The organism is Pedobacter aquatilis (assembly GCF_032678405.1).
Lineage (GTDB): Bacteria > Bacteroidota > Bacteroidia > Sphingobacteriales > Sphingobacteriaceae > Pedobacter > Pedobacter aquatilis_A.
Genome location: NZ_JAVTSJ010000003.1, coordinates 223,422 through 247,256 on the forward strand (window position 1 = coordinate 223,422; position 23,835 = coordinate 247,256).

21 protein-coding genes and 1 tRNA gene are annotated in these 23,835 nt (G+C 38.3%); 7 read left to right on the plus strand and 15 right to left on the minus strand.

The window, feature by feature from the left end; genetic code table 11:
- Positions 1 to 81 precede the first annotated feature (81 nt).
- From R2R71_RS10245 to R2R71_RS10260, 4 genes are all read right to left on the minus strand, one after another.
- Entirely contained in the window at positions 82 to 2,502 is a 2,421-nt protein-coding gene (locus tag R2R71_RS10245; protein ID WP_316831186.1) for a TonB-dependent receptor, read from the minus strand.
- The gene (locus R2R71_RS10250) at positions 2,483 to 3,838 is read right to left on the minus strand and encodes an HTTM domain-containing protein (RefSeq protein ID WP_410478218.1); all 1,356 of its coding nucleotides are present in this window, start codon (positions 3,836 to 3,838) and stop codon (positions 2,483 to 2,485) included. Before R2R71_RS10250 ends, R2R71_RS10245 begins: the two co-directional genes overlap by 20 nt.
- Positions 3,839 to 3,847: 9 nt before the next feature.
- Positions 3,848 to 4,999, minus strand: a complete 1,152-nt coding sequence (locus tag R2R71_RS10255) for an imelysin family protein (protein ID WP_316831188.1) — start codon at positions 4,997 to 4,999, stop codon at positions 3,848 to 3,850.
- 75 nt (positions 5,000 to 5,074) lie between these two features.
- Positions 5,075 to 6,247: a DUF4856 domain-containing protein gene (locus tag R2R71_RS10260; RefSeq protein ID WP_316831189.1), complete on the minus strand. Its 1,173-nt coding sequence runs from the start codon at positions 6,245 to 6,247 to the stop codon at positions 5,075 to 5,077.
- A gap of 140 nt (positions 6,248 to 6,387) precedes the next feature.
- Here R2R71_RS10260 and R2R71_RS10265 point away from each other — a divergent pair, with 140 nt between their 5' ends.
- From R2R71_RS10265 to R2R71_RS10275, 3 genes are all read left to right on the plus strand, one after another.
- A complete protein-coding gene (locus R2R71_RS10265; protein ID WP_316831190.1) occupies positions 6,388 to 7,062 on the plus strand; it encodes a response regulator transcription factor in 675 nt (224 codons plus the stop codon).
- Positions 7,062 to 8,318 (plus strand): HAMP domain-containing sensor histidine kinase, encoded by a 1,257-nt coding sequence (locus tag R2R71_RS10270; RefSeq protein ID WP_316831191.1) that lies wholly within the window; start codon positions 7,062 to 7,064, stop codon positions 8,316 to 8,318. Before R2R71_RS10265 ends, R2R71_RS10270 begins: the two co-directional genes overlap by 1 nt.
- Before the next feature lie 88 nt (positions 8,319 to 8,406).
- Complete coding sequence (locus R2R71_RS10275) at positions 8,407 to 8,784, plus strand: helix-turn-helix transcriptional regulator (protein ID WP_316831192.1); 378 nt, start codon at positions 8,407 to 8,409, stop codon at positions 8,782 to 8,784.
- A 497-nt stretch (positions 8,785 to 9,281) separates the two neighbouring features.
- Here the strand turns inward: R2R71_RS10275 and R2R71_RS10280 are convergent, their stop codons facing one another.
- The 6 genes from R2R71_RS10280 to R2R71_RS10300 all read right to left on the minus strand — a co-directional run bounded on the left by R2R71_RS10280 (position 9,282) and on the right by R2R71_RS10300 (position 13,450).
- Positions 9,282 to 10,025, minus strand: coding sequence for a hypothetical protein (locus R2R71_RS10280; RefSeq protein WP_316831193.1), 744 nt, complete (start codon positions 10,023 to 10,025; stop codon positions 9,282 to 9,284).
- A gap of 169 nt (positions 10,026 to 10,194) precedes the next feature.
- Positions 10,195 to 10,527 (minus strand): type II toxin-antitoxin system PemK/MazF family toxin, encoded by a 333-nt coding sequence (locus R2R71_RS21170; RefSeq protein WP_410478219.1) that lies wholly within the window; start codon positions 10,525 to 10,527, stop codon positions 10,195 to 10,197.
- Positions 10,514 to 11,062, minus strand: coding sequence for a hypothetical protein (locus tag R2R71_RS10285; RefSeq protein WP_316831194.1), 549 nt, complete (start codon positions 11,060 to 11,062; stop codon positions 10,514 to 10,516). The genes R2R71_RS21170 and R2R71_RS10285 overlap by 14 nt, the downstream gene beginning before the upstream one ends.
- 649 nt (positions 11,063 to 11,711) lie before the next feature.
- A tRNA-Ala gene (locus R2R71_RS10290) sits at positions 11,712 to 11,785 on the minus strand.
- 325 nt (positions 11,786 to 12,110) lie between these two features.
- Entirely contained in the window at positions 12,111 to 12,758 is a 648-nt protein-coding gene (locus tag R2R71_RS10295; protein ID WP_316831195.1) for a chloramphenicol acetyltransferase, read from the minus strand.
- On the minus strand, positions 12,755 to 13,450 hold the full coding sequence (locus R2R71_RS10300; protein ID WP_316831196.1) for an HAD family hydrolase: 696 nt from the start codon (positions 13,448 to 13,450) through the stop codon (positions 12,755 to 12,757). The genes R2R71_RS10295 and R2R71_RS10300 overlap by 4 nt, the downstream gene beginning before the upstream one ends.
- A gap of 76 nt (positions 13,451 to 13,526) precedes the next feature.
- Between R2R71_RS10300 and R2R71_RS10305 the strand changes: the two genes are divergently transcribed.
- On the plus strand, positions 13,527 to 14,147 hold the full coding sequence (locus R2R71_RS10305) for a Crp/Fnr family transcriptional regulator (protein WP_316831197.1): 621 nt from the start codon (positions 13,527 to 13,529) through the stop codon (positions 14,145 to 14,147).
- Positions 14,148 to 14,209: 62 nt separating this feature from the next.
- On the opposite strand, the gene R2R71_RS10310 is transcribed toward R2R71_RS10305, so the two are convergent.
- Together R2R71_RS10310 and R2R71_RS10315 are read right to left on the minus strand one after the other, a co-directional pair.
- The gene (locus R2R71_RS10310) at positions 14,210 to 15,811 is read right to left on the minus strand and encodes a RagB/SusD family nutrient uptake outer membrane protein (protein WP_316831198.1); all 1,602 of its coding nucleotides are present in this window, start codon (positions 15,809 to 15,811) and stop codon (positions 14,210 to 14,212) included.
- A 10-nt stretch (positions 15,812 to 15,821) separates the two neighbouring features.
- Complete coding sequence (locus R2R71_RS10315) at positions 15,822 to 18,869, minus strand: SusC/RagA family TonB-linked outer membrane protein (RefSeq protein ID WP_316831199.1); 3,048 nt, start codon at positions 18,867 to 18,869, stop codon at positions 15,822 to 15,824.
- A 354-nt stretch (positions 18,870 to 19,223) separates the two neighbouring features.
- Here R2R71_RS10315 and R2R71_RS10320 point away from each other — a divergent pair, with 354 nt between their 5' ends.
- Positions 19,224 to 19,733: a flavodoxin family protein gene (locus tag R2R71_RS10320; RefSeq protein ID WP_316831200.1), complete on the plus strand. Its 510-nt coding sequence runs from the start codon at positions 19,224 to 19,226 to the stop codon at positions 19,731 to 19,733.
- Positions 19,734 to 19,767: 34 nt separating this feature from the next.
- Positions 19,768 to 20,394 carry a carbonic anhydrase gene (locus tag R2R71_RS10325; protein ID WP_316831201.1) on the plus strand — a complete coding sequence of 209 codons (627 nt, stop codon included), beginning with the start codon at positions 19,768 to 19,770 and terminating at the stop codon, positions 20,392 to 20,394.
- 77 nt (positions 20,395 to 20,471) lie between these two features.
- Here the strand turns inward: R2R71_RS10325 and R2R71_RS10330 are convergent, their stop codons facing one another.
- Positions 20,472 to 21,236 carry an SDR family NAD(P)-dependent oxidoreductase gene (locus R2R71_RS10330; RefSeq protein ID WP_316831202.1) on the minus strand — a complete coding sequence of 255 codons (765 nt, stop codon included), beginning with the start codon at positions 21,234 to 21,236 and terminating at the stop codon, positions 20,472 to 20,474.
- Positions 21,237 to 21,299: 63 nt separating this feature from the next.
- On the minus strand, positions 21,300 to 22,139 hold the full coding sequence (gene kduI / locus R2R71_RS10335; RefSeq protein WP_316831203.1) for a 5-dehydro-4-deoxy-D-glucuronate isomerase: 840 nt from the start codon (positions 22,137 to 22,139) through the stop codon (positions 21,300 to 21,302).
- A 180-nt stretch (positions 22,140 to 22,319) separates the two neighbouring features.
- Between kduI and R2R71_RS10340 the strand changes: the two genes are divergently transcribed.
- Positions 22,320 to 22,742 carry a secondary thiamine-phosphate synthase enzyme YjbQ gene (locus R2R71_RS10340; protein ID WP_316831204.1) on the plus strand — a complete coding sequence of 141 codons (423 nt, stop codon included), beginning with the start codon at positions 22,320 to 22,322 and terminating at the stop codon, positions 22,740 to 22,742.
- A gap of 3 nt (positions 22,743 to 22,745) precedes the next feature.
- On the opposite strand, the gene R2R71_RS10345 is transcribed toward R2R71_RS10340, so the two are convergent.
- A complete protein-coding gene (locus R2R71_RS10345) occupies positions 22,746 to 23,714 on the minus strand; it encodes a YihY/virulence factor BrkB family protein (RefSeq protein ID WP_316831205.1) in 969 nt (322 codons plus the stop codon).
- Between the last annotated feature and the right edge of the window lie 121 nt (positions 23,715 to 23,835).

Consider the following 23,835-nt stretch of genomic DNA (forward strand, 5'->3'; position numbering starts at 1 on the left):
CGGGGCTAATTCCATCAGGATAATCAGGTCTTTTCATTGTTTCTTTTCTTCTAAAAACATGGCATAGTCTTTCTTCTTACCTCATAATTTAACCTGTAATGTCAAATAAAATGTCCTGTTATCTGATGGAATAATTCCTGGGCCTGGATATCCTGTAGCTCTTCTTGTGAAATAATAAGCATTAGCCAGATTATTTACACTCGCTTCCAACCTGTAACGTTTATATTCATATGATGTACTAAAATCCATAATGCTGTAAGCAGGGATAACCCCCACAACAGCTGAAAGACCTCCATCTATAGCATTTGATGCATCAGAAAACTGATCCGATAAGTGTGTGTACTGAAATGATGCTTTCCACCTCTGGTAACCCAACCGGATTCCGCTTTTCAGATTAAGCGCAGGTACAAACTCCACTTCATTCCCTTTAACACCAGGAATCTGACTTTTTCGATACTCAGATTTTATATATGCTGCATTAGCAAATAAAACGGTACTGAACCTACTGTCCTCATTCAAGAGTTTCATTAAATCGGCTTCGCCATAAGATTCTACACCGATAATTACAGCTTGCCCAATATTGGTCCTCAAGCGTAATATCCTGTCGCTCTGGTCATAAAATTGCACCTCACCTATTCTGTTATTATAATTAAGGTAAAATGCACTGATATCATAGTTAATCAACTTTTGGTTTTCACTTCTGACGCCCAGATCAAAAGAAAAACCTTTCTCATCCTGCAAATTGGGGTCGATTACAGAAGAAGGGTTTGACACCCGCATATCGCTAAAAGTTATAGAACGATAATTTTGTGAAAGGTTTACATAAATGTTGATAGAACTAACGGGTTTATAACTTAAACCTAAACCGGCCAGTAAAAAATTACGCTGGTTATCTCTTGTTTCTGGTGTTACCTGATGGTTAATAATATTTCCGGCAAGGTCATAGGCAACTGTTCCGTAATATCCTTCTGCTTTTGTATGTATAAATTCATACCTCAAGCCTGGTATTATCGAAAATTTTTCGCTCAGCTTAAAAATGTTTTCAGCAAAAAATGCCGTATTCCTGTTTGGAAAAACATAATCGTTGGCCGTGAAAACCTCAGGTTGTACAAAATTGAAATCAGCATCTTTTCCTGTTGTTCCCTGACCTTGCACACTATGATTTCTGCCATGGTAGTAACGTGTACCTAGTAATAAAATTGAAGTTTTATTAAACAGCTGATAACGCTTTAAGTACCGGCCTTCAATACCCCAGTTATTAAAATCGCCCTTTATCAAGTCCCTTGGCTCAGTCCCGAAATCTTGTGTAGCCACCCGGTTAGGCCGAAAACCAACGGTATACCTGTTTGCATCAAGACCAAAAACCCTTAAGTTAATTTTATTATTGGTATCAAATTCGTGGTCGAAATTTAAAGCAAAAAGATTCCAGTTTACTTTAAACCAATTTCTTTCGCGGTTACTCTGCGTCGGATCAGCTTTAAACATGTCGTCAGATAAGCCCCCTGGCTGATGGGCCAGGTAATCAAGCAGTGTATATTCCAGACTCAGTTTGGTTTTATTACTGAACTGATAGCTAAGATTTGCAAAGCCTGTATAAGTATTAAAATCAGAATTACCTCTATAACCGTTCCCTGTTTTATATTGAAAAAACGAATAATAACTTAATTTTTTTACCGTGCCACTAACACTTGTAAAAGTATTATAAAAGCCATATGAGCCTACAGTTTGACGTGCAACAAGTTCAAAGGGTTTATCCAGATTTGGTTTTTTCATGATAAAATTAAGCAAGCCTCCAAACTGTGTTCCATATTGCAATGAAGCAGCTCCCCTAACCAATTGAATCTGCTCAACAGCTTCGTTCGGAGGAGTATAGTAGCTTTCCGGATAGCCTAAGGCATCGGCGCTGATATCGTAACCATTTTGCCTGGTATTGAAATTAGATGTTCTGTTTGGATCAAGTCCTCTGCCGCCAATGCTTAACTGGATTCCTGCCCCATCGCTTTCCCAGATATTCAGACCAGCAACTTTTGAATAAACCTGCCTGGCATTATTTGTTGATAAATTTGCAACCAGCTGATCGGGCCTGATGACTTCAGATTTCTTTCCTTCATATATCCCCAGATTTTCTACAGCCTTTAAGTGCGAAAAACCAAAATCGTTTCTTTTATCGGTTATTACCACTTCATTCAATTGTTCGCTCGAAGGATGGAGATAAACCGTAAGTTTTACATCGCCATCATTTATAACAAATGTTCTGCGATCACTTTTAAAACCGAGGGCATTAATTACTATCGTATATTCTCCTTTAGCAATATTATCAAAAGTAAAAGTCCCCTCCTTATTTGATGTACCGGAACTTTTATCATCGCTCAGGTAAATTGTAGCATTGCTAATTACGGTACTATCAGACAAAGATTTTAATGTGCCGGAAATCCGATATTGTGCAAATGTGGAAAGGGTAAGAAAGCTTAATATGATTGTGTTAAAAACCTTTAATTTCATCGTTTAATGGTAATATCCAGGATTTTGGCAAAAAAGATTCTTCCTGCTTTGCCAAATCTACCTTTGGGTTAATTAAAACCTGTCCTGTCCGGCCATTAAGGGCTACGTAAGAATCTACGTATACTTGTGGCGACACAAAACCTTGTTTTATATAATATTTTTTTAACATGTGAGCGTATTGCAAAATCATGTCGGGTTGGGTACTCATCATTTTTTCCTGCAATACGGTTAAAAACTCGTTATTGTTTGCGATAGCGAATTTTCCGTTTTTATCTTTAATCGTAAACTGAGCGTAACCTGCCTTTTCCATCAGCATCACCCGCCACGAAAACCGGTAACCTTGCTCTGTCCAGAATAAAGTGCCCGGATATAACAAATATCTAAATGGAAGCAGCAGCTGAACGGTTAAAAACAGGGTAAATAAACCAAGTAAAAAACGTTGCTTTGCCGGTTGGTAGGTAAATGTAACATTGGTTAGAGCCGTCTGCTTCTCCAATCGCAGCACCTTTCGTAACACATTGATAATTTTTAAATGGAATGAAGGTGAAAAGAATATCAATGCTGCGACAATCATCACATAAGGAAACATTCCGATGGGAAAAAGTATGGTTGTGGTAAGGTGAAATATAATTACGGTAAAGTATGCCCATAACCTTGTTTGCTTATTCCAGAGAAAAAAGGCAATGGTTAAATCATAAACACAACCAAACCAACTGAATATGAAAGCTGTAACCGGATAATTCAACAAATTTCCGATCAGCGGCAAGTCGTTTTTCGAGGGTAGCCATATTTTTAAGGGTAGGGCTTTAAGCAGCCAATCGCTATTGATTTTAGCCAATCCGGCATAGAAGTAAAGGATCAGTGCCAGCAGCTTAAGCAAATCTACCGTCCAGGCCGGAATTTGATCAGCAAGCAAATAAGGGTTTCTAATTACATCAAGGGAAAAATACCGCTGTGCTGGCAAAAACATCATAATAAACAGTACCAGACTCATAAAATAGTAATGATTCAGGTAGGTGCTTTTATCCATCAGTTCGATGTAGGTGAAACTACAAAACAGCAACACGCTAGAAACACGGTAAAACAATCCGATGGCTACCAGAAGCGAACTAATACCACAAACAGCAAATAAGATATAGGTATAATTTCCCAATGGTTTGATAAATTCAAATCCATAGAAAGAAAAAAAATAATGTGGTTTTATATATAGTTCCGCCACCCATCCTTTGAGCATAAATCTGGATATACTAATAAAAAGCATCAGTCCAATGGCAATCCTGTAGGTTGCCAAGGGAGCTGAGTGCGTAGTTCGCTGGAAATAACTTTTCGCCAACATTGTAAAAATTTAATCTCCGTCGTTATCGGTATAGGTAATGGTTATGCTCATGGCTGATGTCATATCTACCTTCAGCATTCTAACTGATTTTTGCATTTCTGTATATACATCGATCATTTTCTGGTTACTGGTTGAAACCTCGCTGAAGAAATTCTGACTTAACAAATTCATTTTTGCAGTGCTTGAAGCAAACTGATCTAAAATGATTTGGGAAAGTTTGGTACCCGTTTTACTGTCCTTTGCGCCTAATGCATCCAGGTAGGTTTTAATTGAAGCGCCTTCTACCCCTGTTTTTACACCTTTACCATTAAAAAAATCAATGGAAGACTGCTGGGCAGCCTTTGCTAATGAAAGTGAGATATCTTTTTTATAAAATGCCTCAACTTTTTCCGCCGCGACAACGCCATTCATCATCGCACCTGAAGGAATACCGAACTTACCCGAACGGATAAACCTTTCATAGTTCAATACGTAGCTGTTCACCATAACCGAAAGTGATGAACTGGCATCTGTTCCTGCAGCAGCCACAAACTGATCGCGATAGGTAGACCATGAAGTATTCACCTTTGTGAAAAGGGTATTAATACGGTCGACAATTCTTTTAAGATAGTCTTTACGTTTTACGGCATCTGTAGCTGTAGTGAAGTAAGCCAAAACTGTTGCGTCATCTGTCCCTGTTCCATTAATCAGGTAGTCGATTGCCGGGAAACCCTGAGTAGCAATAGCAGTTGTGAATTCCAGATTTACACTGGTTCCCGCTGTAATATTACTATTGATACCGGCAACATTTGCCGGGTAAATATTAACATAAGTCCTGATGGCTTCTGTTTGCCCCGGCCCGAAGTCAAACAACTCTACTTTTTGCCATTCTATGTAAGCTTCAACCCAGGCTGCCCTCAATTCGGTTAAAGATGTCAGGGTTGGCGCAGTATTAAATGCGTTTGATTTTACTACCATGGCATCCAATTTTGTTTTAAAATTGGCGTAGGCAGGTATAACAATGTTATCCGCAATATTAATTAATATTTCTTTCCTGTTTTTAGCATTGTTATCGGTTGGTTCAGGCGTTGTTCCCTCACTTTTTTTTGAGCAGGCATATAGCAGCATAAAAGCTAATAGTGCCCCGATCGGCAAAATCAATTTGGTCTTAAGGTAGCTCATCGGTTAAAAATGATAAAATGGATTGCACTTTTAAAAGCGCAATCCATTCGGTTATAGAATATGATTTAATAAAATTTAGATATTAAATTTTGCTTTGATGGCTGCAGTTGCCGTAGCAATTTTGGCTGGTGTAATTTCCCAGAAATTACCATTTGCACCCAACAGACCGGTTAACACGCCATCAGAAAATGCTGCATCGCCTCCACTCATTTTTAAAAAGCGTAATGAATAAATAAAACCGCCACCTTCGCCAATATCGTGAGCTCTGTCGGCATCAGTTGTTCTGGTTCCGTATTTGGTCAGATAACCTACCGCTGCACGTGCAATAGATTGTTCAATCGTAGTTCTGATGATTAAGGCCTGTGCCTTTACTTCAGTTAAATCATTATTGGCAATTGCAGCTCTTCCTTTTAGGAAAGCACCTAAAATTTTAGTGTAATTATAATTTGCGTTGCTGGCTGGCTGACCATATTCCCAAATATATGAACCTAAAGCAAATTCAGTTGTACCCCTGGCGGCATCAGTAGAACCTGCCAGATAATTAGGGTTAATGGTTAATAAACCGTATGCCTCATCCCAGTTTTGCTCTAATTGTGTATAGTTTTTACCTGATACGACAGTTTTGTTATCGGCAGATAAGCCTGTATTTAATAAAACATTACTGATATAATCAATTTGCAATGCACCAATTAATCCTTTCTGGATAATCTGTGCGACTTCTAAACCTTTAGCATCAACTAAACGTGTACCTAATTTACCCGCTACACCGTTTGATGCTGTAGCCGCAAAAGATGAACTTGCAGTTGCCATATTGGTAAAATCTGCATCGAATTTTGCTAAAATAGCTGCTTTATCTGTGGCGGAGAATGTAGTTGCCACAACGTTTCTCAATTGCACGGTTGTACCGTTTAAGCTGGCATAAGTACCAGTGAAAGGAGTGCCGGTGTTGCTGAACATCGCTTTCAATACGTTTGCATCTAAAGCAACCGTAGTACCAGTTCCTGCGTAGGCATTAATAGCCTGAAACATTTTATAGCGATTATTACCATTGGTTAAATCGACGGTTGATTTACCGGAAGCATCAACGAAAAGTGTGTTTGTATTATCGTATTTGGTATCCGCTGTGATTTTTGCATAGTCAATTTTTGTACGAAGACTGGTTTCTGATTCTACAGCATTGTCTTTTTTACAAGAACTAAATGCAGCGGTAGCAAGCATTAGCGCCAGGGTAATTTTTTTGATTTCCATTTGTAAAGGTGTAATGATTAATAAACAATTATTTGTATTAAGTCTAAATAAGTCTTATTCTTGCAGCAAAGATTCGAGGCAATTCTTAAGAAATCCTTAAGAAAAAGATTTTAGCATTGTTTTTTTTAAAATAACTAATCATGAAACTCCTATTCGTTGAAGACGAACCCATTTTATTAGATGAAATGTTAAGCTATTTCTCTTCTAATGGTTGTATTTGTGAGCAAGCCCACAACTACGACCAGGCGGTTGAGAAAATCAACAGCTACACTTATGATGGAATTGTGCTTGACATTACCCTTCCTGATGGAAATGGAATGGATTTGATTGGGCAGATCAGGCTTTGCCAAACAGATACGGGGATCATGATTCTTTCTGCCAGGAATTCCCTAAATGACAAAATAACCGGATTGAACCTCGGTGCAGATGATTACCTAACCAAGCCATTTTACTTAGAAGAGTTAAATGCCAGGATAAATGCACTACATCGAAGAAAAGCTTTTAAAGGTGCAGAAAATATTGTTTTTGATGATTTTTCGATCGATACGACTTCCAAAATTCTTTATTATAAAAATGATGAACTCAAACTGACCAAAAAGGAATACCAGTTATTGATATACTTTGTGATCAATAAAAACCGCGTGGTTGGCAAAACCTCAATAGCCGAACACATCTGGGGTGATAATTTTGACGAGGCTGACAACTTTGATGCAATTTATGTGCATATGGTGAACCTGCGAAAAAAATTAATGAAATCAAGTGGCAAAGATTACATTAAAACCATCTGGGGAATTGGCTATAAATTCATCGGGTAATGAGGTTGCTAACCCGCACGAGTTTAAATTATTTGTGGATCTCGATAGCGGTACTTTGCGTTGGTGCATTTCTGCTATTCGGTCTGCTTTTCGTTGAAGTTTCAACAGAAATTAAGGAGCAGCTGGAACTGCAAGAGCAAATGGTTTCTCAGGAAATCCGTGCAGGCAAACAAATCAATTTTCCGTTGGTTAAAATAGCAGTTGTATCAACTGATGAATTGATGGTTGATCCCGTTTTTAAAGATACACTGATTTATGACCCGATACAGAGGGAACTGGAAGGCTATTATCTTTTAAGAAAACCCCGTTTAATCAATGAAAAAGTTCACATGATTACGGTAATGACCTCCCATATCGGGTGGACAGGATATTCCAAAACAATCATTTACATATTCGGGTTTATCGCCGTGGTATTATTGTTTATCGGATCTGTAGCCAATTATCTCCTGAATAAAAAAATCTGGAAACCATTTTCGGCAAACCTAAAGACTATAAAAAACTATTCTGTTTCACAGCAGGGCCAACTTGAGCTAATCGATTCAACAATAGATGAGTTCAAGGATTTGAACCTTGTAATTAAAAGTTTCAGTTCTAATGCCAAAAAAGAATTTATAGCCTTACGGGAATTTACTGAAAACGCTTCACATGAAATTCAAACACCGCTTGCCATCATCAAAAGCAGACTGGAAAGGATAAGTCAATATGAATTAACCAAAGATACCAGTATCTTCCTTGCTGATGCAAAAGTGGCAGTGGACAAGTTAAGCCGAATCAATAAAGGCCTTTTATTATTAGCAAAACTTGAAAACAGTAATTTTCCAGATGAAGCAGAAATTGATTTGAAAGAAGTTATCACACAAAATATTACTTTACTTGAAGATATTGTAAGTCACAAGGGCATTGGGCTGGAAATATCGTTAAGTTCAGAAAAAGTTTATAAAAGTGTTTCACTGGTAAATATCCTGGTTTCAAACATGCTCTCCAATATGCTCAATCATACTGATGGTAAAAAGCTAGGCAAGATTACTTTAAATAGCTCCTTTATGCAATTCGCTAATACCGGTACAGCACTTGATTTTGCGGAAGAAGATTTATTCAAACGGTTTAAGAAAAATAAACAAGGATCGAAAGGAAATGGCCTTGGCCTTGCTATTGTTAATGAAATCTGCAAATTCTACGACTGGAAAATAAGCCACAAATTTGATAATCAATGGCACATTTTCAACATTGATTTTAATCATAAAAAAGGCTCTTAACTGAACTATTCTTGTAGCTTAATAATAGTTGTTATTTACAAGTTTTCGGTTGTTTTTTACTGTAAAGATTTTTTGAATATATTTGAATATGGAAACCTCAGAAAAACCAAACAGAACACACCTTGGCAGAAAAATCAGCCGCATCCGCGAGTTACGTGGAATGAAACAGGAGGCTTTGGCAACCGAACTGGGTGTAAGCCAGCAGGCAATTAGCAAGCTTGAACAAAGCGAAGAAATTGAGGATTCTACTTTAGAAAAAATAGCTTCGGTATTAGGTCTGCCAGTAGACGCTATAAGAAACTTTAATGAGGAAGCTGTTTTCAACATGATTGGCAACACTTTTACAGACAGTAGTTCAAATAATAACAATTATCTATGCACTATTAATCCACTTGAGAAGATAGTAGAATTATACGAAAGATTACTGGCAAGTGAGAGAGAAAAAAATGAGCTTCTCAAAAAGTAATGAGCTGCTTAGACAAACATGAGTAGCCCTTTTCCTACAAATTTTTGAACATACATTACCAGGGGAAAGAATGGCGAAAGTATCGACGATAATTAAAGTTAAAATCCTTTGAATGCAAAAAGGCCATCTTAGAGTGGAAAATACCAGATTTTAACTGGTCACCTCTTGCCTGCCAGCGAAACATGTTTTATCAATCAAATATCTGATTTACAGAGCAATAAAGAATTAACTTATCTTGTTTTGTAAAACATTTGAAAGCAAAATCATAAAAATCGACATAGCACTAATATAGTTTCTGCTTTATGAATAAAAAGCAGCCACAAAATTGCAACTGCTATTATTATCTAAATTAACGCTCTCAACTATTAAGTTGATGTAAGGCTCTCACCCCCTACAATGTAAAGATAGGTATAAGTAGATGTTAAATTTATGTATTTAACATTTTATAGCTAGGAGGGTTAACGGTTTAACAATTTAAATCTATAATAAGAGAGGAGCTAGTCAACAACATCAGTAATTTCGTATACTTTCGGTTCTTTTAGGTTTACACTACCAACCCAAAAATGAATCTTGCCTTGAGCATCTTTCGAGGCGCTTAATTTTATTGGGACAACCCGATCTGGACCCAAGCAATTCATCCCGAAAGTAATTCTTGTTAAACGGACGTCCGTTGTATTTACGCGGTCATAGAAATCGATAGGTAATTCACCATAATCAAGGGGGCTATAGTAAACGTGATTTTGTAATGAATCCCTATAAACTACAAATGTATTTCCTTCTGCGCCTTTCCCAACAAAAACTGTTTGTGAATAAGATTTCGTAGATTTAGTAATACTAGTAGTGCAAACAGCTCTTTTATATGCGAACAGTTTTGCCGGGATCCACTCACTTTGTTGACCAGCAACCACTGTTGGGTATTCGCCAGTTGGAAACTCTTGTGTGCCAGTCCTAACAAAATTTAAATACCCAACTGCATACCCATCTTGAAGATGTACACGGCTGAATTCAAAAGTCTGACCATCATATGTAGCAAAACTCTGCCATGTGCCCGGCTCATTCGGCTTTTCAAATAGTTCCACTTTTTCCAGACTTTCATAATAGCCAACAACTGCAGAAACATTCGCTCTGCCCGAAAATGTTGTTGTAGTACTTTCTTGTGGTACGGATTCTTTTTTACAACTGAGAATCGAAGACAACGCGGTCACACCAACCGCGAGGGTTAAAATTAGATTTTTTTTCATTATTTTTAGTTAAATGGTTACGTTTTAGTAAAATACAGCCATTTTAGTTTAAAAACAATAAAATTATATGGAATGATGGTTTATCAGGACGAATACTAGTTAATTCTACACCAAATAAAAAAGCCCTCGTTTTTGGTGGGGGCTTTGAATTATGTTTTTATCTATGATATCATTTAATGTTCCTTAACTCATCAATTTGATCCATAATTTCTTGGGGACAAAATCCGACTAAACGAATTATGAATATCTTTTTTAAAGATATCTCATGAGCAACTCTTAGATAAGTGGTCTTTGTGAGTCTCATTGTCTTGTAGGCTTTGGTATTTGGCTTAATCTCAATTTCCTTTTCGTGTGATCGTTGCGTACCAGTACATTTTACAACTAAGCACTCGTTATCAACCTCGTCTTCAATAACAACTGCAGATCTAATACTGGTTTGTGCTGGATCTTCTTCATAAGGGTAGTAGCACTTTACGACATCACCTCTTCTATACTTGGACATGGTTAACTGATACTTTGGATTTTTCTAACCTATCTTCCTGTTTCCAGTCTGACAAGTCTACATCTTTGTAACAGTCAACTAATTCCTTAAACAGTATAGGATCGTTTGCAGGATCTATAGTTTCAGGATAAACGAGAGAGGTTATTTTTTCAGAGTAATATTTTAAATCATTTTGAGCTTTTTCAAACTGACTTATACACAATCTACTAAAGTATAGTTTTTTAGTTTTGATTAAACTAACCAAGGGGGTTAACGCATTTGCTAGGTCTTGATAGTCATTAGATAAATCTAATTCGATTTTCATCTGCTCTCTTTCATCAAGTTTATGAAAATTCTTAATTAATTTATTCAATGATCTTGCAACTAATCGTCTTTCAATACTTAATTTTATTGAAAAACTACACAGGATAAAAGGCAAAGCAATCTTTAGTCCTACAAGACCAAAGTAAAGTTTAGTCTTGCGGACTGATGAGTCGAGATCTCCAAAAACCTTTGCCAATTCCTGGTCGTGGGTATTTATTGAATATGCAGACATGTACTTGAGAGAGACGTTGTTATTTGTAAAATTTAAGTTCCCGCTAAAAGGGTTGCAAAAGTAGGAAAATTTTTTAAGTAAAACACTGTTGTACAAAAAAATATGTTCATTGAACATATTCCCTATTTCAGCTCCTTCCGCTTAATAACATCTAATGTAGCAAACGGTTTCATATCTACAAAAAATTTAACAAATATTTACACAACTAAGTCGTTTTGTTACACAAACATCTAATCAAATATCATTATAGAATTATACTTAAATCACCTATTCGCCAACCAATCCCCCTTACCAGTGATTATCCAGTCAGCATTTATCCCATATTTTTCGCTGAGCAGATTTATCACATAAAAGCTCGGAGTTCTATTCGGCTCTTTCTTTAAACGATGATAATTAGGGTAAAGCAGATCATGGATACCACAGAAATTAAATAGGTTCTTGATCTTACCTAACTGGATCAGGCGATCGATCACAATAAAAAAGCGTTTGTTCAATCGATATAATAGGCCTTCAACCTTATTCCTTCAGATTGCTTTTCTTTATTTTAATCTTAAAAAAATTGTAAAAAATTTAAGTTGAAAAGTACAAAAATGCTTTTTTATTTGGAAATAAAAAAGCCGATTCAAATGAATGAATCGGCTTTTATGGGTGGAGAATACCGGATTCGAACCGGTCACCTCTTGCCTGCCAGGCAAGCGCTCTAGCCAAATGAGCTAATCCCCCAAAAATGTGGTAAACGAATTACCCGTTCGGGTTATTTACCTGCGCAGCAAAAATAGCAATTAGTTTTTCTAAAGCAAACGATAATTAATATTTAAATCGGAATGCGAATAAAGCAATCATACAGCATATCGATAATGCAGAGGGCAATGGATAGTTTATAAACAAAAACAGTAGAAATGTGGCGATTAAAAGCACCACAAAAAACATTAATGCTTTAAATAAAGAATCCATAAAACACATGGCTACGATGGCTAAAATATAAATCGGGATAATAATAACGGCAGAAAACATCTTCCGAAATTAAAATCCTTATGTTAGGCCGAAGTTAACTTTCAATTAACTCCAAAGCCCTTTGATTGAGCAGCGACTGATAAATTTCTACGAATTGTGCGACATGAAATCCATCCATCAGGGCATGGTTGGCATGAATGGAAACGGGCATGATTCGCCTGCCATTCTCGATATTTACCTGACCAAAAGATATTTTGGGGCAGCTATCTTTGTATGCATAATTCCGGGCGTGCGACATGGAAGTGAAATTTAGCCATGGAAGTGCTGAATAGTGAATTACATTTTCGCCCGATGCAGAAGGAATTAGGCCTGTAGTATTTTGAACCTTTGCGATTTCCTGTGTAGCTGCTGCACTAAATTCTGCAAATTTTTCAAAGTAATCGAAGTAACCAAACCCGAAGGTACCATTTGGCCGGTTTATCGTTGCCGCAGCGTTAATGACCTCATACTGCCATACCTCACCATCGATAATGCGATACTTAAAATTTTCGATTTGATTGGCTGCTACAAGCGACTTATGCAGGTAAAGCAGGAAAAACGAAGCGCCCAGCGCTTTTGCTTCTTCATAAGTCGAAGTACAATCTACATTTACCGTTACTCCAAAAAATGGCTCGTCAAAGGTGTTGAAAAAGTTAAAATGGTCTTTTCTTAACCAGGTGTTTATATCTATTTTTTTTCTCATTCAGTTAATTTTGGCAACACTTCTGTTAAACGTTCCAGCTGGTAAAAATTAGGGTGCTCAATTTGGTGATCGATGTGCTCATGAATCCAGGTGGTGTGGTATGGGATATGAACAGCATGTGCACCCAGGGCCAGCACAGGCAATACATCCGACTTTAGGGAATTCCCCAGCATTAAAAATTCATTGGGCTTGCAATCCAGGTGTTTCAGCAACTTTTCATAATCCTTTTCCTGCTTATCGCTCATGATTTCGATGTGGTGGAAGTAATGGTCTAAGCCTGATTTGGTAAGCTTGCGTTGTTGATCTAACAAATCGCCTTTGGTTGCAACAACCAGCTTGTATTTGCCATGCAAAGCTTTCAAAACGGTTTCAACGCCATCGAGCAGTTCAATCGGTTTGTTTAACATTTCCTGTCCTAACTGGATAGCCCGGTTAATAATTTCAGGATTTGCCTTTCCTTCGGTAATGCGCAAAACAGTTTCAATCATACTCAATATAAAACCTTTAATACCATAGCCATAAAGTGGCAGGTTGGCGATTTCAGTTTTATATAATTCGGCAATAATACGGTGATGCGGAAGAAAATCTTCGAGCAGGGCGGCAAACTGTTCTTCTGTTTCACGAAAATAAGGTTCGTTTACCCAAAGTGTGTCGTCTGCATCAAAAGCAATTACCGTAATTTTATTGTTCATTGTTATGCTTACTTTAGTGGCACAAAAGTAAATTAACCTAAACTTATAAGAAAGGACATTTGTCTTGCCTGTAGCTATGTTACGAACCAACCTTACCTTTTTATCTTTTATTGAGCGTTTTTATGCTGATCACAATGAGCAGCGAAACATTACCTTGAAATCTTTTCCTGCCGGATTCAGGTTTATTGAACAGGGTGAAAAAATCAGGAACATTTATATTGTTAAAGAAGGGTTAACGAAATGCTTCATCTCAGAAGAAAACGGCAAAGATTTTATCATCGAATTTTTAGGCAAAGGTGAAGTGGTTGGCGAACTGGAGGCAATAAAGAAAATAGACTGCCTTTGCAACGTGGAAGCCATAAGCGACGTTACGGCTTATGCCATTCCTGACCATTTCTTTTTAAAACTAATCAGGGAGAATCCCGACTTTACGGAAATACTGCTCCAGGAATTATCTACCCGCATCATTCAAACCAGTTCAAGGGCATCTTTTCAACAGTTATACACCCTGGAATATGGCTTGATGAAATTACTTAAGCTGCAGGCAGAAGAAAACATCCTGGTATCGAAAGAAGACATGTCGGCCTATCTCGGTATATCGGTAAGGAGTTTTAACCGAACTTTACAGCAGTTAAAAGCTAAAAATACTTTCACTGAAGATGAAGCTTTAAAGAAGCTTTTAGCCCGATTAGGGTAGTTAAAGAAACCAAAAAAGCTCAGCCGTTACACTGCTGAGCTTTTAATATGAATTAACCGGCTTTATTGTCTTACCGGTGCTGCACCTGGAGCAGGCGCATTGAAATCTAATTCGTTTAACGGCACATCGAAGTAATCCATAAAATTATAATCGATGAAACAACTTCTGATTTGAGAAGCCGTAGTACCTAAAGTAGAGCCCTGTATAAGCACATTGGCCGCCGCACGCCCACCACCGGAAGCGGCAGATTGTGTAACGCCCCATCTTCTTGCGTCATAAAAAGCTGTTCCTCTTTGAAATAAGGCCACACGTCTTTCGCGTTGTAAAATTGCTATTGCGGCGGCCTGTGTTAAACCTCTGCCCGCAGTAGCTGCTACGTTTGCACCCTGATAAGCCCTAACCTGATCGATAATGGTTAAACCTGCTTCAACAGCACCTGTTCTGATGTTTGCCTCCGCTATATCTAAACGGGTTTCTTCATAAGTGGCACCAATTTCCATAAAACCCTGGTTATCGCTGGTAGCAAACTTACCTCCCGATTCAATCGGTACTGCGCCATAACGGGTACCGAAATTAAAACCCCTGTCATTTCTTAAATTTGGAGAAGTTAAGAGGTAGAAGTTAGCGGCTAACCGGGCATCGCTGGCATCAAATTCCTGTACCAGGCGCTCGCTAACAAATGTAAACTGCGCACCTAAACCTAACAAAGCGTAAGGATGGTAAAATGATCCTGACAAGTCGTTTGTTCCGTTAGGGTCCATGCCAATCCTAAAGTTATTGTCTGTTGCAAGCATCCCTGCATTGGCAAAAGTGGTTACCGCAGCCCAGTCAGTCGCTGTCATGGCCGCAACTTTTTTATTAGCCATCAGGTTACGGGCTTTATAACTGCTGATTTGTCTTTTCCACATATCAGGGGTAATTCTTGCAGAACGTGCCGCAAAATCAGGAATTACCGCATCGATGGTGGCGTTATAGGCATCGATGTTTGCAGTGGCAACCGTATTTAACTGCGCAATACATTTATCGAAATTGCTGGTGGCTTCAGTTATGATGGCATCTCTGGTAAGAAAATTTCCATTGGTTGTACCATCCGAGTTATTGTTGATAACACCTGAAATATACATCGAACCAATGTGCGAATAAGCGTAACCTTTCCACCAGTAAGCCCATGCCCTTAAGGTTGCTTTTTTCGTTGCAACATCTCCGGTAAATTTCGCCTCAGGTTTATCTATCGACGAAAGCAACAAATTACAGCTTGCATTTAATAAATTCATGGATTCCCACTCATACTTAAACACGTTCAAATCGCCTGCTGTTCTGCTGTTTGTACTTTGTAATTGTGGTTTTTGTTCAGGGCCAATCGGGTTTTTTAATACTGTACCGTTCGGTAAAGTAATTGAAGTAACCTGTTCGGCCCATCTCCAGCCCCAGTTTCCATAAGGAGAGTAAAGTTCATCGCCCATAAAGCTATGTAATGACCAGGCGATAACAAAGTTGGCACCAAGGCCTTTTACGTAAAGTCCTTTTGAAAAGGCTAAGATACCGTCTTCAACAGTAAGTGAAGCGTCGGGGGTTGGGGAATTAGGATTAATAAGTTCAAGGTCTGTTTTCTGGCAACTGCTCATAAAAACAACCAAAATAAATATGCTAATAATTTTTTTCATGATTTCAGATTTAAAAGCCAATGTTAACACCAAATTGGTACGATTTTAAGTTGGGGAAACCAAAACTGTCTACCCCCCTGTCTAATGTTCCGGTACTGCTCGATTCAGGATCCAATCCTTTGTATTTGGTGATCGTTAAAATATTTCTTGCTGAGGCAGTTATTGAAACTGTTTTTGCCCATTTGATATTTAAGGCATTGCGAAGGTTGTATGATAACGATAAATCTCTTAAGCGTAGAAATGAGCCACTTTCTGTAAACCAGCTAATTGGGTTTGTTGAATTATATAAACTGCCGTAGTAAGATGTGAATGCTCCGGTTTGGCCATTAATTGTTACTTCTTTATCAAAATCGGCTGCCAGCTGATCCCTGTATAACCATTGGCGGGTTAAGTTATAAACCTTATTTCCGTAGTTCCAGTCGAACTGAAATGACAGGCTTAAATCCTGATAAATATTAAAACTGTTGATGAATGACATGGTAAACTTTGGCGTTGGGTCGCCCATGTTTTTCTTGTCATCACTACCGGTTACAACCACCTGTTTTGTGGTCTTGTTGGTTACGAATCCATTAACCAGTTCGTAATCGCCAACGTTTGCAGCCGCAATGTAACGCGTACCATCTGGCTTTAGCTGGTCAACAGAAGAAAGCGGAACCTGTCCGTAAAAAATACCAAATCTTTCTCCTGCCTTTAAAGCGAAATTACCCGATACGACATCTTGTCCGTTGGCAATTTTATCAACGATGGTTTGCGCATGAGCGAAGCGGATTCCGAAATTCCAGGTCAGGTTTTTCTTCTGAATCATTGTTGCATCAGCACTCAGCTCATATCCACTTGATTTTAGTGTCATCAGGTTATCGTTGATGGCAACATAACCGGTAGATGGAGATAGATCAGCAGCCTGAATAACATCACCGCTTTCTCTTTTCCAGTAAGTTCCTGTTATCGCTATGCGGCTAAACCAGGCTTTGTTATTACTTGCTAATACGAAATCTGTTCCGGCTTCGAACTCTTTTGATGTTTGTACACGCAGGAATGGATTACTGGCCGTTCCCGGAAGTGTTAAATAACTGCCGTCACCCAGAGTTCCGGCATCTAAAGTAACCTGACGGGCATATCTTCCTGGCTGAATACCAGCTTCACCGTAAGCAGCACGAATTTTCCACTGAGGCAACCACGATAATTTCAATAAATCAGAAGGGTTAAAATATGCTGTTCCCCTCGGGAATGTGAAAGCTTTACCACCTGCACCAAATTCTGAAGAGTAATCGGAACGTACACCAGCAGAAATACCCGCTAAAGTTCCCCAATCGATACTTTGATTAAATAAAAGACCATAACTTAAAAATTCATTTGAATTTCCTGTCGCCGTTTTTGTGGTGGCTACATTGATGTTGTATGGCGGGTAAGTAGGCAAACCAACACCTCTGCCGTTAAAATAATTATAAGCTTCTTTCCTTACATCGTACGATACCTGGGTTGAAGTGGTAATCGGTAGTTTTGAGTTAAAGTCTTTCTCAAAATCAGTTCTGAAAAAAACCGACCCAATGGAGTTGAACTTGGTGTTTCTGGTATTACTTTGCTCATAAGAACCTTCTCTTGTACCGAAGTATAAATCCTGCCCGGTAGAAGTCTGGTTTTTATAGTAATCCAGGTTATTCAACGCATAGTAATCCAAACCTACCTTATAATCAAGCTCCACAAATTTCGGGAACTTGTAATTCAGGTTTAAACTTTGAACAAAACGGGTCGATTTATCTTTCCTTACATGCCAGTCATTTTCTGCTAAAGAGTTACTCTGATTTTCTTCCTTAGGCTGAACAATTAAGTTACCGAGAGCATCTCTGTAGGTAAAATCGATAAACTGGTAAGAGTTAAGGATTGGAAAGCGGTTTCCCGAAATCAGGTTTTCATCTTCAATTACCGCCTGTGAAGTTGAACGTAAGGTAAAGTTTTTAAACAGTTCCACACCTAAATTAATTCCGGCGGTATGTCTTGTTAATTTATTTTTCATCACATTCTGTTGGTCCAATCTAGACACATTAATGGCGTAGTCAGACTTTTCTCCTCCCCCTGAAATACTTAAATTGTTGTTGTAGGTTGAAGCTGTACGGAATGCTTGTTTAAGGTGATCGTAAATTGTTTCAACATAAGGTTTATTGTTCAGTGTAGTTGCACCTGATAATAAAGCAGGCTCTGTATATTTTCCGTCTGATCCGCGGGCAATTCTCACACCGTTGTTATCCAGAATGTAACCCTGTGCATCTGTAACATAGTGATGGTATTTAGCCAGAAGGTCGTCACCCTGTATAATCTGGTCAGAACTGTACTTGGAACTGAAATTAATTGTTGGTGCAGTTCCACGGGTACCTTTTTTAGTAAATACCTGGATTACACCATTTCCACCCTGTGCACCATAAAGCATACCTGCAGCAGCACCTTTAACCACCTCCACTCTTTCAACCAGACTCGGATCGAGTCCGTTCAAATCAGAAACTTCAACACCGTCGACCAATATCATCGGATAGGTGCTTCCTAAAGTATTAATACCACGTAAAATGATAGAGGCTCCATCACCAGGCTGGCCAGAACCCGTACGGATAACCGCACCAGCAATCTGTCCCTGAAGTGCCTGCTCAACTGAACCGGTTGCAACACTTTTAGCAAAGTTTTTTGATGATAAGGTTGCTACATCCACACCAATTTTACGTTTATCGGTAGCTGTACCCACACCGGTTACCACCACATCAGATAATTGTCTGGAGTCTACCGCCATCGAGACTTTGATATCTCCGCTTGTTACCTGTACCGATTGTGTAGCATAGCCCAGGAAACTAAAAGTTAATTCGGTAACTGAAGCAGGCAGGTTAATTTTAAATGTTCCGCTTGCACCGGTTGTGGTTGCTAGTTTGGTGCCCTTTGCTGAAACAGTTACTCCGGGTAGTGGTAATCCATCGTCTTTACCAACAACTGTTCCGGAAATTGTACGATCCTGTGCATGAATACCTTGTATAAGGTAAAGCATCAGGAGAGAAATCAAGAGTAGTCTTCTCCTCATAATAAATATAGTTTAGTCAATTTTAGGTTTAATTATCACCAATTTATTACAAAACTTTTACTAAAACGAATTAGAATTCTCAAATGATAATATTGTGCTATAAAAAGTTAATAAACTATAGGTGTTTATTTGTTAAATTTCTTTAATAAATTAAAAAGTTATAAAATAAACAACATAAATTATGTTATTATATAATTTTAATAATAATATCAACCATAAAAAATAGCATTTTAGCAAAAAACACTGTTTATATACTAACTTAAAAGCTTATATGATTAAAACTGTAAGTTTTTAGCTCAAAAAACAACTAAAACATACGTTAAACATTTTAACTATCCTGTTTGTTAATGCTATATGTCGGAGATTTTGATCATCAATGGAAGTGCAAGATTAAATGGAGATACGCAGAAATTTATCAGTAAGCTAACTCAAGGCCTTGAGTTCAATCAGCTGAACCTTGCAGAACATTACCTTTCGCCATACAATTACGACAATCAATACCCTGTAGAAGATCAGTTTAATGTTTTCGCCAAGGAAATATTGTATCACAAACACTTGATTTTTGCTACACCCGTTTATTGGTATTCGATGAGCGGAAGAATGAAGAACCTGTTCGACAGGCTAACTGACTGGGTAACTTTAAATAAGGAAGTTGGCCGCAATTTAAAAGGCAAAACCCTAAGCTTAATAGCAGTTGGCACCGACGGAACTTTACCTGATGGCTTTATCACGCCTTTTTTCATGACCGCCAGTTATATGGAAATGCTTTTTAAGCGACATATTTACTTCAACGCGAACCAGGATATTTCAGAAGAAGAATTAACAGAAAACAGAAAATCTTTCTTTAGTTTTATATCAGAATAGAACTGAATTTTCACAGCTTTAAAATTTTAACAAAATGAATGTAGAAGACGTATTTAAAAATAACGAAAAATGGATTGCAGACAAACTGGCTATCGATCCTCAGTACTTTTCGGAATTATCAAAAGGACAAAGCCCTGAATTTTTATATATCGGCTGTTCCGATAGCCGTGTAACTGCTGAAGATTTAATGGGCATTCAGCCTGGGCAGGCATTTGTTCACCGTAATGTTGCCAACCTGGTGAATAACGTGGATTTAAATGTGATGACCGTTTTAAATTACGCCGTACGCCACTTAAAGGTAAACCATATTGTTGTTTGTGGCCACTACAATTGCGGTGGTGTTAAAGCTGCCATGCAGCCGGCCGACATGGGGATTCTTAATCCATGGTTGAGAAACATCCGTGATGTTTACCGTATTCACAAAAATGAATTAAATGCTATTGAAGATGAAGCCAAAAGATACGACCGATTGGTAGAGCTTAACGTGCAGGAACAGTGTGTGAATCTACTTAAAACAGCTGCCGTTCAGGAAGCCATAACCGAAAGGGGCATAACAGTTCATGGTTGGGTATTCGATATCCGCACAGGCAAGTTAATCGACTTAAAAATAGATTTTGATGCGATATTGACAGATATTAAGGAGATTTATAATCTGTACTAAGAAGCGAAAAGCTCAAAACAAAAAGCTTAAAGCAAGCCCTGCGTCTATATTTCACATCAAGACGCAGGGCTTAAAAACTATCTGCCCATCCAGCCACCGTCAACCGTCAATATCGTTCCATGAACGTAATCACCGGCCTTTGAAGCCAGAAAAACCGTTGGCCCTTTAAAATCTTCTGGTGTACCCCACCTGCCTGCAGGGATTCTTGCTAATATGGAGGTGCTTCTTTCCTGGTCTTCACGCAAGGCAGAAGTATTATCTGTTGCAATGTAACCAGGAGCAATTGCATTTACATTTACACCTTTTGATGCCCACTCATTTGCAAAGGCTTTGGTAAGTGAGGCAATTGCCCCTTTACTAGCTGCATATCCGGGAACGGTAATTCCACCTTGAAACGATAATAACGAGGCCGTAAAAATTATTTTACCACTGCCTCTGGCAACCATGTCCCGGCCAATTTCTCTGGTTAAAATAAATGGCGCCGTTTGGTTAACAGCAATCACTTCATCCCAATATTCATCAGGATGCTCTGCAATCGGCTTACGCAGGATGGTTCCTGCATTGTTAACCAGGATATCAATAACCTGATGAGCAGACTTTACTTTCGCAGCAAATGCAAGTGTAGATTCCCGTTTACTGAAATCGCACTGGTAGGCGTAAAATTTTCTACCCAAAGCAATTACTTCTTTTTCTACATCACTGCCTTCGAGTTCTAAATTTGCAGAAACACCAATTATGTCTGCCCCCGCCTCGGCCAGTGCCAGTGCCATTGCCTTGCCAATCCCTCTCTTGCAACCCGTTACTAATGCAGTTTTTCCTGCTAAATCAAATATGTTCGACATTTTATAAATTGTTTGGCTTATCAGGTTTAGCCTTAAAATCTTTACCCGATAACAATGTTTAAATTATTTTAAATCGGTAATTGCGCAATGGTCCATATCCCCGTAATCAAGGTTTTCACCAGCCATTCCCCAGATAAAAGTATAGTTACTGGTTCCGGCGCCAGAATGTATCGACCAGTTTGGTGAAATCACCGCCTGGTCGTTCTGCATCCAGATGTGACGGGTTTCTTGTGGCTGCCCCATAAAATGACAAACACTCTGTCCCTGAGGAACCTCAAAGTAGAAATAAGCTTCCATCCTTCTGTCGTGCGTGTGTGCCGGCATCGTATTCCATACACTACCAGATTTTAATTCGGTCATTCCCATCTGCAACTGGCAGGTTGACAAAACACTGTTAACCAAAAGTTTATTTATTACACGGTGATTAGCCGTTTCAGGTGTTCCTAGTTCTACAACCTCTGCATCAGCTTTGCTTACTTTTTTAGTTGGATAAGCGTGGTGTGCAGGCGCTGAATTGATATATAATTTTGCAGGTTGTGTACGATCAGCTGATTCGAAGGCGACTACTTTAGTTCCTTGCCCAATGTACAATGCCTCTTTATAATCCAGCTCAAATTTCTCATCATCAGCCGTTACGATAGCTTTCCCGCCAACATTAATAATCCCCAGTTCTCTTCTTTCTAAAAAGAAATTGGCTTTCAGATCGTCGGGATTAGGCAAATCTATTTTCTGGTCAACAGGCATTGCACCTCCAACAATATACCTGTCGAAGTGAGATAAGGTAAGGTTAACCTGGTTGGCTTCAAAAACATTTTCTATTAAAAAATTTTCACGCAAAGATGCGGTATTCATTTGTTTAACTTCATTAGGGCTTTGAGCATAACGGCTCTCGAATTTATTCATTGGTTAAAATTTGAGGTAATGGATTTGAGTTTAGTTCAAATCGTTATGGCAAATATATTTATCCAGGCGCTAATAATTGAATGAATACCGAACTTTATTAAAATAAACGTCGACAACACGATTATGGAGCTTATTAAAATATTGTAGCAACATTATTTATATTCTTTGATATTTGTAGACATGAAAATATTCCAGCAGGCATTTGCAATACGCGAAAGAAAACGAGGGTTCCATTTAATAACTGATGAGGTGGTACATGCTTTTCCGGAGCTTAAAGAAATTAAGACCGGTATTTGCCAGGTTTTTATCCAGCATACTTCGGCTTCATTGACAATAAACGAAAATGCCGACCCCACTGTGCGAATAGATTTTGAAATGTACTTTAACAAAGCTGTACCTGAAAATGATCCGGATTATGAACATGATTATGAGGGTTCGGATGATATGCCCGCACATTTAAAAGCTGCAATTTTAGGTAATTCAATTATTATCCCAGTTACAAACGGAAGATTAAATTTAGGAACCTGGCAAGGTATTTACCTGTGCGAACACCGGAACCATGGCGGGCAAAGAAGGATTGTTGTAACTGCCTGGGGTGAATAAGTTTTATTTATCCGGAACCTGCTCCTGAAGTTCCTTATGGTTATCCTGAATGGAATTACTGCCTGTTTCGATTTCAACTTCTTTTGTGGTTACAGCATAAGCAGATGGATGAATTTCTGAACCATAGGCTACTGCGTAGGCCTTTGTAAACTCTGCTCCGAAGTATAAGATTATGGAAGAATAGTAGGTCCAGAGGAGTAAAATTACCAAAGAACCTGCGGCACCATAGGTACTGCCAACATTACTCGAACCGATGTAAAAGGATATGGCAAATTTACCAATCATAAACAGTAAGGCCGTAACAATAGAACCTAAAATTACATCACGCCATTTTATGATGGCATCTGGCAAAACTTTAAAGATTACGGCAAACATTAAAGATATTACTGCCAATGTAATCGCCATATTCAAGACATAAAAAACGATTACCGAAACTTCTTCAAAACGGGCTTCTAGCCTTTTACTGAAAGCATCTACAATGGTGTTTACCACCAATGAAACCAACAGTACAAATCCAAGGCTAACAATCACAGAAAAAGAAAGAAAACGGTTCTGCAGCATTTTTAACCAGCCTCTCTTTGGTTTGGGTTTTAAGCCCCAAATGGTATTAATTGAATCCTGAATATCGCCAAATATGGTGGTTGCGCCAATAAGGAGCGTTACCAAACCGATTACGAAAGCTATAGTACTTTTTCCGTTTAAATAAGCACTTTTAATAATCTGTTGCAACTGTAAGGCGGTATCTTTACCTAAAAAACCAGCAAGCTGCGCATACACCTGACCTTCGGCAGCTTCGCGTTTCAAAAAAATACCACATAGGGAAATGATAATAACGAGCAAAGGCGCCATTGAAAAAACAGTATAATAGGCCAGCGATCCGCTTAGCTTGGTTACCTTATGATCATTAAAACCTGAAAAGGACGCTTTTAAAACCTCCCAAATCCCTTTAAATGTTATTTTCTTCTTATTCATACAGCAGCTGACTTAATCTGTACTAAAAACCCCTTTTGTACAAATTTTGTTTGGCAATGTTAAACACTAGTCTTCGAATCATTTTTTAAAAGGCAAAAAAAATAGCCTTAGCAAAAGGCTA

Excerpts from the sequence above, each read along its gene's own strand:
- R2R71_RS10345 (WP_316831205.1), bottom strand. The coding sequence starts at position 23,714 with ATGAATAAGAAGAAAATAACATTTAAAGGGATTTGGGAGGTTTTAAAA.
- R2R71_RS10285 (WP_316831194.1), bottom strand. The coding sequence starts at position 11,062 with ATGTCTGCATATTCAATAAATACCCACGACCAGGAATTGGCAAAGGTT.
- kduI (WP_316831203.1), bottom strand. The coding sequence starts at position 22,139 with ATGAATAAATTCGAGAGCCGTTATGCTCAAAGCCCTAATGAAGTTAAA.
- R2R71_RS10265 (WP_316831190.1), top strand. The coding sequence starts at position 6,388 with ATGAAACTCCTATTCGTTGAAGACGAACCCATTTTATTAGATGAAATG.
- R2R71_RS10340 (WP_316831204.1), top strand. The coding sequence starts at position 22,320 with ATGAAAATATTCCAGCAGGCATTTGCAATACGCGAAAGAAAACGAGGG.
- R2R71_RS21170 (WP_410478219.1), bottom strand. The coding sequence starts at position 10,527 with ATGTCCAAGTATAGAAGAGGTGATGTCGTAAAGTGCTACTACCCTTAT.
- R2R71_RS10305 (WP_316831197.1), top strand. The coding sequence starts at position 13,527 with ATGTTACGAACCAACCTTACCTTTTTATCTTTTATTGAGCGTTTTTAT.
- R2R71_RS10295 (WP_316831195.1), bottom strand. The coding sequence starts at position 12,758 with ATGAGAAAAAAAATAGATATAAACACCTGGTTAAGAAAAGACCATTTT.
- R2R71_RS10315 (WP_316831199.1), bottom strand. The coding sequence starts at position 18,869 with ATGAGGAGAAGACTACTCTTGATTTCTCTCCTGATGCTTTACCTTATA.
- R2R71_RS10255 (WP_316831188.1), bottom strand. The coding sequence starts at position 4,999 with ATGAGCTACCTTAAGACCAAATTGATTTTGCCGATCGGGGCACTATTA.
- R2R71_RS10300 (WP_316831196.1), bottom strand. The coding sequence starts at position 13,450 with ATGAACAATAAAATTACGGTAATTGCTTTTGATGCAGACGACACACTT.
- R2R71_RS10260 (WP_316831189.1), bottom strand. The coding sequence starts at position 6,247 with ATGGAAATCAAAAAAATTACCCTGGCGCTAATGCTTGCTACCGCTGCA.
- R2R71_RS10325 (WP_316831201.1), top strand. The coding sequence starts at position 19,768 with ATGAATGTAGAAGACGTATTTAAAAATAACGAAAAATGGATTGCAGAC.
- R2R71_RS10310 (WP_316831198.1), bottom strand. The coding sequence starts at position 15,811 with ATGAAAAAAATTATTAGCATATTTATTTTGGTTGTTTTTATGAGCAGT.
- R2R71_RS10275 (WP_316831192.1), top strand. The coding sequence starts at position 8,407 with ATGGAAACCTCAGAAAAACCAAACAGAACACACCTTGGCAGAAAAATC.
- R2R71_RS10245 (WP_316831186.1), bottom strand. The coding sequence starts at position 2,502 with ATGAAATTAAAGGTTTTTAACACAATCATATTAAGCTTTCTTACCCTT.
- R2R71_RS10280 (WP_316831193.1), bottom strand. The coding sequence starts at position 10,025 with ATGAAAAAAAATCTAATTTTAACCCTCGCGGTTGGTGTGACCGCGTTG.
- R2R71_RS10250 (WP_410478218.1), bottom strand. The coding sequence starts at position 3,838 with ATGTTGGCGAAAAGTTATTTCCAGCGAACTACGCACTCAGCTCCCTTG.
- R2R71_RS10270 (WP_316831191.1), top strand. The coding sequence starts at position 7,062 with ATGAGGTTGCTAACCCGCACGAGTTTAAATTATTTGTGGATCTCGATA.
- R2R71_RS10320 (WP_316831200.1), top strand. The coding sequence starts at position 19,224 with ATGTCGGAGATTTTGATCATCAATGGAAGTGCAAGATTAAATGGAGAT.
- R2R71_RS10330 (WP_316831202.1), bottom strand. The coding sequence starts at position 21,236 with ATGTCGAACATATTTGATTTAGCAGGAAAAACTGCATTAGTAACGGGT.